This is a genomic window from Microbacterium sp. (genome assembly GCF_039812165.1).
Lineage (GTDB): Bacteria > Actinomycetota > Actinomycetes > Actinomycetales > Microbacteriaceae > Microbacterium.
This window is the reverse complement of sequence record NZ_JBDIAB010000140.1, coordinates 1-7,946: the sequence shown is the minus strand read 5'-3', so window position 1 is coordinate 7,946 and position 7,946 is coordinate 1. Positions and strand designations below refer to the sequence as shown.

The window sequence follows — 7,946 nt, the reverse complement described above, 5'->3', positions numbered from 1 at the left end:
GGCCGTACGCCCAGTACGCGGTCGTCCCGCCGAGCACCTCGACCTCGTGACGCTCGACCGGGATGCGGGCGAGCCGCGAGGCGTAGGGGCTGGTGACGGGCACCCGTCGAGTCTACGAGCGCTCGGTCACGCCTGATCCCGTTCGAGCTCCAGGAACTCACGCGGAGACGCGCCGTGGAAGATGGTGAACGCGCGGCTGAAGTTCGACACCTGCGTGTAGCCGATCCGCGACGCCACGACGCTCGCCTTGGTCCCCTCCGCGAGCAGACCGCGCGCGATGCGCATGCGGGCGGCGTGCCGCCAATCCGCGACGCTCATCCCCGTCTCCTCGCGGAAGACCGCGCGGACCTCTCGGGGCACCCCGTCCGTCACGGACGACGAGCCGCCCGCGAGGTCGCGCAGCAGTCCTGCCGCGAGTCGCCGCGCACGCGGATCGCGCGGCAACGGAACCGTCCGCGCGCGCTCCGCGGCGAGCTGCTCCCGAAAGGCGTCGATGACATGACGGTGGAAGGGCAGCGCGAGTCGCGGCATCGCGCCGAGTCGGAGGTCGGGTCCCAGCAGGGTGTGCGTGCTCACCGACGAGTAGAGGAGGTACGGGTCCCACGCCGACGAGAAGCGCACCCGCATCCTCTCGGCGACCTGCACGCACTCGGTGCACAGCACGCTCAGCGGCACGGTGACGGCATCCGAGCGGTCGTCGTTCTCGACGCTGGTGCCGGCCGGCATCCACACCGCCTCGCCCCGACGGGAGCGTGAGAGCGGATCGTCCGCGCGGTAGGTCCACAGCATGACGTTGTTCGCCAGCCGCTCTCCGCGTTCCGAGCGGGCATGCGCCGCACCGCTCGCGGACGCCGCGCGGCCGTGCGACGCGAGCGACGGTGCCGTCCGGATCGACGCCGCATAGTCGCGGGGCGTCACGCCGTGGTGCGCCTGGAACGCCCGGGCGAAGCCGTTGCGCGACGCGAATCCCGCACGCTCGGCCGCCTCGCCGACCGTGAGCCCGGCGGCGAGGTGCTCGCGTCCCTTCTCGACGCGGCACAGCTGGCGCCATTCGGCGAAGCCGATTCCGCACTCCTTCCGGAAGCCGCGCCGCAGCGTGCTGGGGCTGCACGACATCAGGGCGGCCCACTCGTCGACCGTGTACGGCAGGAAGGGATGCCGGATGAGCGCGGCAGCGACCCCCGCCGCGACGCCGGAGCGAGGCATCGGGACGGCATGCTCGTGCCGTCGACGGCGCGGAGCCCGATGCGAAGGAGCGAGGACGTCGCTGACGTCGTCCAGCCCCGCGCTCAGCCCGGGTCGCGACACGGACTGCGCGTACTTCGCGATCAACCATTCGCGCCGATCGTCGTCGACGGCGAAATGAGCGACGTCGACGGGCGGCGCGGACACCAGCCGACGAGGAACCACGATCGGGACGGCCGCGGTTCCCGGCTCGGTCCACATGTCGTGATCGGCTCCGGCGGGGATCCAGATCCCCGCACCCGCGTCGACGCGACGTTCCCGGCCGTCGGCCAGGCGCACGTGGGCCCGCCCGGTGTGCACCCACATGAGCAGGTGGTCACGGGCGTCCCACGGGCCGCGTTTGCGGCTCGCGGGGATGGGCGGGGGCTTGGTCACGAGCAACGCGGCATCCTCCCCCCGACGCATCTGATAACAGTGTGAGAGTCTACGCACCCTCTCTCAGGTGAGCCTCTCCTAACCTATCCAGGGGCGATCGCGCCCTCCGGACGGGGCGTCCGCCGCCCCGACCGGCCGACGTGCCGGCGAACGGATCGCCGGCGACGAAAGGTGACATGGTGAAGAGGATCGCACTGCTCGGATCGGCGGCGGCATCGCTGGCGACGGTGGCCCTCGTGCTGACCGCGTGCTCCGGCAGTGCCGAGCCGGCCGAGACCGAGGCTGCCGGCCAGACCCGCGTCGTCGAGTCGATCGACGGCCCGGTCGAGATCCCGGCGCACCCCCAGCGCGTCGTCGCCTACTGGGGCGCCGCCGAGGCCCTCCTGACGCTCGAGGGATCGCCGCTCGTCGGGGTCGACGCCGTCGACAACCGCGCGCCCGGCACCTTCGGCGACGACGAAGAGGCGTGGGACCGCTATCAGGAGCTCCCGAAGGTCGGGCGCACGCTCGAGCCCGACTACGAGGCGATCCTCGCGCTGGAGCCCGATCTGATCCTGTTCACGTCGCCGGCCGTCTACTGGGACAAGCTCGACATCGACCGGCTCAACGACATCGCGCCGACCGTGAACCTGACCAGCCGTGAGGTCGCCTCCATCGGCGAGTGGAAGGACGACTTCCTCGAGATCGCCGACATCGTGGGCCTCTCCGAGCAGGCCGAGGGGCTCCGCGCCGACTATGACGCCCGCGCCGCCGACATCCACGAGGAGCACGCCGCGAAGATCGACGGAAAGCGCTTCGTGGCGATCGCCTCGTGGGCGGAGGGCACCTTCTGGAACCAGACCGCCGGGTCGTACATCGCCCACATCCCCGAGGACGCCGGGCTCTCGTTCCCCGATGCGGAGCCGCACGAGCTCTCGACCGAGGAGCTGGGCACCCTGGCGGAGTACGACGCGATCGTCTACTCCCTCGGCACCGACGGCAAGCCCACGCCGCAGATGCAGGCCGTGCTCGACTCGGAGCTGTTCCGCGCCCTTCCCGCCGTGCAGGCCGGCCGGCTGATACCGCTCCACTACGACGCCCAGCGCAACTACGATGCCGCGCTGGTCGCCCTCGACAGCCTCGACCGCGCGCTGGCGGGCATGCCCGACTGATGGTGAGGTCGGCACGCGAGGCGTCGGTGTTCCCGGCCTGCATCCGCGACTTCGAGGTCGTCGAGGTCGTCGACGTCACGCCGGGGATGCGGCGCGTCGTCGTGGGCGGGCCGGCCATGTCGGCGCACGAACGCGACGGCGTCGCGATCCCGGCCGTGCGCTCGCACGGCTTCGACGACGCCGTCAAGGTGGTCGTGCCCGACCTCGTCGCCGGCGGCCACCCCTTCGACCCGCCCCGCAACACCGGTTCGGGCGTCGTCGACTGGACGCCGGGCAGCCTCGACCGCGCCCGCACCTACACGGTGCGGCGGTTCGACCCGGATGCCGGCGAGCTGACCATCGACGTCGCGCTCCACGACGCCGGACTCGCCTCGACCTGGGCACGGCGCACGCGGATCGGCGACCGCGTGCTGGTCTCCGGTCCGTGGCGTTCGGCGGGACTTCCCGCGGGCGTCGACTGGATGCTGATCGGCGGCGACGAGACCGCGTTGCCCGCGATCGCGCACTGCCTGGAGAAGCTGCCGCCCGCGCTCCCCGCCGTCGTCGTGATCGAAGTGGCCGACCCGGCGCATCGACAGGAGCTGCGCAGCGACGCCGCCGTCGAGGTCACCTGGCTCTACCGGAGCGAGGCGGGCGGGCGCTCGCGCCTGGCTGAGACCGTCACCGCGGCGCCGTGGCGGGACGGACGCCCCTATCTGTGGGTCGCCGGCGAGATGCTCGAGCTCAAGCCGGTGCGGCGCTGGGCGAAGGAGCGGCAGCTCCCCAGGGAGCACGTCGAGATCGCGGGGTACTGGCGGCGGCGCGAGGTCGCGACGGTCGCCGGCGACCCCGAGGTGGTCGACGTCGCCGCCGAGGGCGATCATCCGTTCGCGCGCATCCACGGACACGCCGAGCTGCTCGCGCCGTTCGCCCTGCGGGCCGCCGTGACGCTGGGCGTCTTCGCGGCGATCGACGCCGGTGCACGCACGCCGGCGGCCGTCGCGGCGGCGTGCGACGCGCACCCCGATGCGCTGCGCCGGCTTCTGCGACACTTGACGACCATGGCGCTGCTGACGCACGAGGACGACCGGTTCTCACTGACCGAGGACGGGGAGTTCCTCGCCGACCCCGACGGCTGGTGGCCCGAGCGCCTGCGACTGGACGGCGTGCACGCGCAGCTCGACCTGTCGTTCGCGGGCCTGCTCGACGCCGTCCGGACGGGTTCCGCCGTCGGCGTGGGCGGCACGCCGGTGCACGAGTGGCTGGACGACGCCGACCGTGCCGCGCGGTTCCACGACGCCCAGGCGACGGATGCCTCGTTCCTCTCGCCCGCGATCGTCGACGCGCTCTCGTGGGAGGCCGTGCAGACGGTGGCCGTGGTCGGCGAGACGGGCGGCTCGTACGCGGACGTCGTCCTGCGGGAGCGTCCCGCCCTCCACGTGAGCGTCGTCGGCCTCCCGACGCTCACCGCGCGCATGCTCGGCGACATCGCCGCCGAGCGGCACGACGCGGTGCGCCGCGTCGACCGCAGCCCGTTCGCGCCGCTGGACCGACCCGTCGACCTGCTGCTGGCCGTCGACATCGTGGACGTCCTGCCCGACGACGACGCCGTCGTCGCGCTCGCCGCGCACGCGGCCTCCGCGGAGCGCGTCGCGATCGTCACGAGACTGCTCGATCCCGGCGCGCTCGAGCACCACGACACCGAGGACGACCTGCGTCGGCTGTGCGTGTTCGGCTCGGGCCGGCGCACCGAGGCGGAGCTGCGGGCTCTCGTCGCGCGCGCGGGCGGAGAGGTCACGCGGGTCGGGCCGCTCGGATGGGGCGCGCACGTCGTCGAGTTCCGTGCGCGTCGCTAGCCCGGTGCGCGCCGCCCGTCCCGTCGCCGGGGCGGGACTCGCCGCCACGAACGCCCTGCGGCTCTTCGGCTGGCTGCTCGCCGTCGCGGGCCTCCTGCTGGTGTGCCTGGTGAGTCTCGCCATCGGAGCGAAGGACATGTCGCTCGTCGCGGTCTGGGACGCCCTGTTCGCCGCGGCCGACGGCGAGAGCGGCATCATCGTCCGCGAGATGCGCCTCCCCCGCACGGTGCTGGGGCTCGTGGTCGGGATCGCCCTGGGCGTCGCCGGCGCGCTGATCCAGGCGATGACGCGCAATCCGCTCGCCGATCCCGGCATCCTCGGCGTCAACGCCGGCGCCGCCTTCTTCGTCGCGATCGCCGTCGGGCTGCTCGGGGTCACCGCCATCCACGACTACGTCTGGTTCGCCTTCCTCGGAGCCGCCGTCGCCACCGTCGCCGTCTACGCCCTCGGATCGCTCGGCCGCGCAGGCGCCACGCCGATCCGGCTCACGCTGTCCGGCGTGGCGATCGGCGCCGTGCTGTCTGGCTTCACCACCGGGCTGATCCTCCTGGATCCGCGGGCGTTCGACCAGCTCAGGTCGTGGAACGCGGGCGCGCTCACCGGCCGCGGTCTCGAGGTCTCGGCCACCGTCCTGCCGTTCGTCGTGGCCGGCGTCCTCCTGGCGATCGCGATCGCGCGACCGCTCAACGCGGTGGCGCTGGGCGACGACCTCGCGCAGGCGCTCGGCGCGCGTGTCCGACGCACGCGGGCGATCGGCGTCGTGGCGGTGACGCTGCTCTGCGGCGCGGCGACGGCCGCGGCCGGGCCCATCGCCTTCGTCGGGCTCATGGTCCCGCACATCGCCCGCTGGCTCGTCGGGCCCGACCAGCGCTGGATCCTCGCCTACACGGTCGTCGGCGCGCCGATGCTGCTGCTCGTCTCCGACGTCCTCGGCCGTGTCGTGATCCGCCCCGGCGAGCTGCAGGTGGGGGTCGTCACCGCGTTCGTGGGCGCGCCGGTCCTCATCCTGCTGGTGCGCCGACGGAAGGCGAGCGGGCTGTGAGCCGCGCGGTCACCGGACGCGCCTCGACGTCGGCGCCCTCCCCCGGAATCGACTTCGGCCACGCCGTCGTGATCGTCCGCGGGCGTCACGGCACGCCGTCCGGCCGCATCGGAGTGCGCACCGCCGTCGTGGTGGTCGCTCTGGCGGCGGCCGCGGTGCTCGTCGCTCTCATCGCCCTCGGGACCGGCGCCTACACGATGTCGCCCGCCGAGGTGGCCGAGACGCTTCTCGGCGGCGGGTCGCGGGCACAGCGGCTCGCGGTCGTCGAATGGCGGATGCCGCGCGTGCTGGCCGCGCTCATGATCGGCGCGGCGCTGGGCGTCAGCGGCGCCATCTTCCAGTCGATCACGCGCAACCCCCTGGGCAGCCCGGACGTCATCGGCTTCAACACCGGCGCCTACTCCGGCGCGCTCGTCGTGATGCTCGTCCTCGGCACCGGCGGCTTCTTCGTCACGGCGGCCGGGGCGCTCGTCGGCGGCGTCGCCACGGCGCTCGCGGTGTACTTCCTCGCCTTCACGCGCGGCGTGCAGGGCTTCCGGCTGATCATCGTCGGCATCGCGCTGAGCGCCGTCCTGGCCTCCGTCAACACGTGGCTCATCCTCAAGGCCGAGCTGGAGCTGGCGATGGCGGCCGCCACCTGGGGAGCGGGCTCCCTCAACGGACTGGGCTGGGTGCAGGTCGTCCCCCTCTCGATCCTCTTCGCGGTCGTCTCTCTCGCGGCGGTCGCGCTCGTGCGACGCATCCCGATCCTCGACCTGGGCGACGACGCCGCGCGGGCTCTCGGCGTGCGCACCGAGCCGACGCGGCTGGCGCTCGTCGTCGTCGGGGTCGCGTTCACCGCTCTGGCGACGGCGGCGGCCGGCCCCATCTCGTTCGTCGCGCTGTCCGCGCCGCAGCTCGCCCGGCGTCTGACCCGCTCCGCCGGGGTGTCGCTGCTGCCGGCCGCGCTGATGGGGGCGCTGCTCCTGGCGCTGGCCGACCTGCTCGCGCAGCGGCTCGCGCCCACGGGCGCGCTGCCGGTCGGCGTGGTCACCGTCTCGATCGGGGGTCTCTATCTGGTGTGGCTCCTCGCACGAGAGGCCCGACGACAATGAGGAGAGGCATGGACGAGCGGGCCGGGGCATCCGACCGGGGCGCCCGCCTGCGGGCGGACCGGGTCACGATCGGCTACGACAGGCACGTGATCAGCGAGCAGCTGAGCGTGAGCATCCCGGATGCCGCGTTCACCGTGATCGTCGGACCGAACGCGTGCGGCAAGTCCACGCTGCTGCGCGCGCTCTCCCGGCTGCTGACGCCGCGCGCGGGGTCGGTGCTGCTCGACGGCCACGCGATCGCCTCCTATCCCGCGAAGGAGGTCGCCCGCCGCCTCGGGCTGCTGCCGCAGGCCTCGCTCGCGCCCGACGGCATCCGTGTGGCCGAGCTGGTGGCGCGCGGCCGATACCCGCACCAGCGGCTCATCCGCCAGTGGACCGCGGAGGACGAGGCCGCGGTCGTCGCGGCGATGGAGTCCACGGGCGTCGCCGACCTGTCCGGGAGACTGGTCGACGAGCTCTCCGGCGGTCAGCGCCAGCGCGTCTGGGTCGCGATGGTGCTGGCGCAGCAGACGCCGATCATCCTGCTCGACGAACCGACCACGTTCCTCGACATCGCCCACCAGGTCGAGCTGCTCGAGCTGTGCGCCGAGCTCAACCGCACCGGCGGCCGCACGCTCGTGGCGGTGCTCCACGACCTGAACCACGCGTGCCGATACGCCGACCACCTCATCGCGATGGCCGATGGTCGCATCGTCGCGCAGGGAAGGCCCGCCGACGTCATCACCGCCGAGCTCGTGGGCGACGTGTTCGGGCTGCCCTGCCGGATCATCGACGACCCCGAGTCGCACACGCCGCTCGTCATCCCCCTCGCGCGTCGATGACGTGCTGCGGAGGCTCGGCGCGGCGCCGGCCCCGTGTCGGGGGTGCCCCCTACCGTCGAGGACGTGGATCCGCTGCCGTTCTCCCCCGCGACGACGGCACCGGCGTGGTCGCGCGCGATCGGCGTCTTCGACCTCGAGACCACGGGCGTCGACGTCACGCGCGACCGCATCGTGACCGCCCACGTGGGCCTCCTCGACGGCGACGGGGCCGTCCGCCGCTCGCGCGCCTGGCTCGCCGACCCCGGCATCGACATCCCGGAGGGCGCCACGGCGATCCACGGCGTGACGACGGCGCACGCGCGCGCCGCCGGGCGCCCGGCCCGCGAGGTCGTGGCAGAGGTCGTCGAGGCGCTCCGGAGCGTGTTCGCCGCCGGCATCCCGGT

The 7,946-nt window shown here is 73.5% G+C and carries 6 protein-coding genes and 1 pseudogene; 6 read left to right on the top strand and 1 reads right to left on the bottom strand.

All coding sequences use genetic code 11. The annotated features are described in order from the left end of the window. Positions 1–126 precede the first annotated feature (126 nt). A complete protein-coding gene (locus WML84_RS10885; RefSeq protein WP_347346167.1) occupies positions 127–1,620 on the bottom strand; it encodes a helix-turn-helix domain-containing protein in 1,494 nt (497 codons plus the stop codon). 179 nt (positions 1,621–1,799) lie between these two features. Between WML84_RS10885 and WML84_RS10880 the strand changes: the two genes are divergently transcribed. The 6 genes and pseudogenes from WML84_RS10880 to WML84_RS10855 form a co-directional block, all read left to right on the top strand. Next, a complete protein-coding gene (locus WML84_RS10880) occupies positions 1,800–2,771 on the top strand; it encodes an ABC transporter substrate-binding protein (protein ID WP_347346166.1) in 972 nt (323 codons plus the stop codon). After that, on the top strand, positions 2,771–4,606 hold the full coding sequence (locus tag WML84_RS10875; RefSeq protein ID WP_347346165.1) for an SIP domain-containing protein: 1,836 nt from the start codon (positions 2,771–2,773) through the stop codon (positions 4,604–4,606). Before WML84_RS10880 ends, WML84_RS10875 begins: the two co-directional genes overlap by 1 nt. Then, positions 4,593–5,648: an iron chelate uptake ABC transporter family permease subunit gene (locus WML84_RS10870; protein ID WP_347346164.1), complete on the top strand. Its 1,056-nt coding sequence runs from the start codon at positions 4,593–4,595 to the stop codon at positions 5,646–5,648. The genes WML84_RS10875 and WML84_RS10870 overlap by 14 nt, the downstream gene beginning before the upstream one ends. Beyond that, on the top strand, positions 5,645–6,742 hold the full coding sequence (locus tag WML84_RS10865) for an iron chelate uptake ABC transporter family permease subunit (protein WP_347346163.1): 1,098 nt from the start codon (positions 5,645–5,647) through the stop codon (positions 6,740–6,742). The genes WML84_RS10870 and WML84_RS10865 overlap by 4 nt, the downstream gene beginning before the upstream one ends. Before the next feature lie 8 nt (positions 6,743–6,750). After that, positions 6,751–7,563 (top strand): ABC transporter ATP-binding protein, encoded by an 813-nt coding sequence (locus WML84_RS10860; RefSeq protein ID WP_347346162.1) that lies wholly within the window; start codon positions 6,751–6,753, stop codon positions 7,561–7,563. Positions 7,564–7,635: 72 nt separating this feature from the next. Beyond that, a pseudogene (locus WML84_RS10855) lies at positions 7,636–7,946 on the top strand (3'-5' exonuclease); the annotation flags it as partial.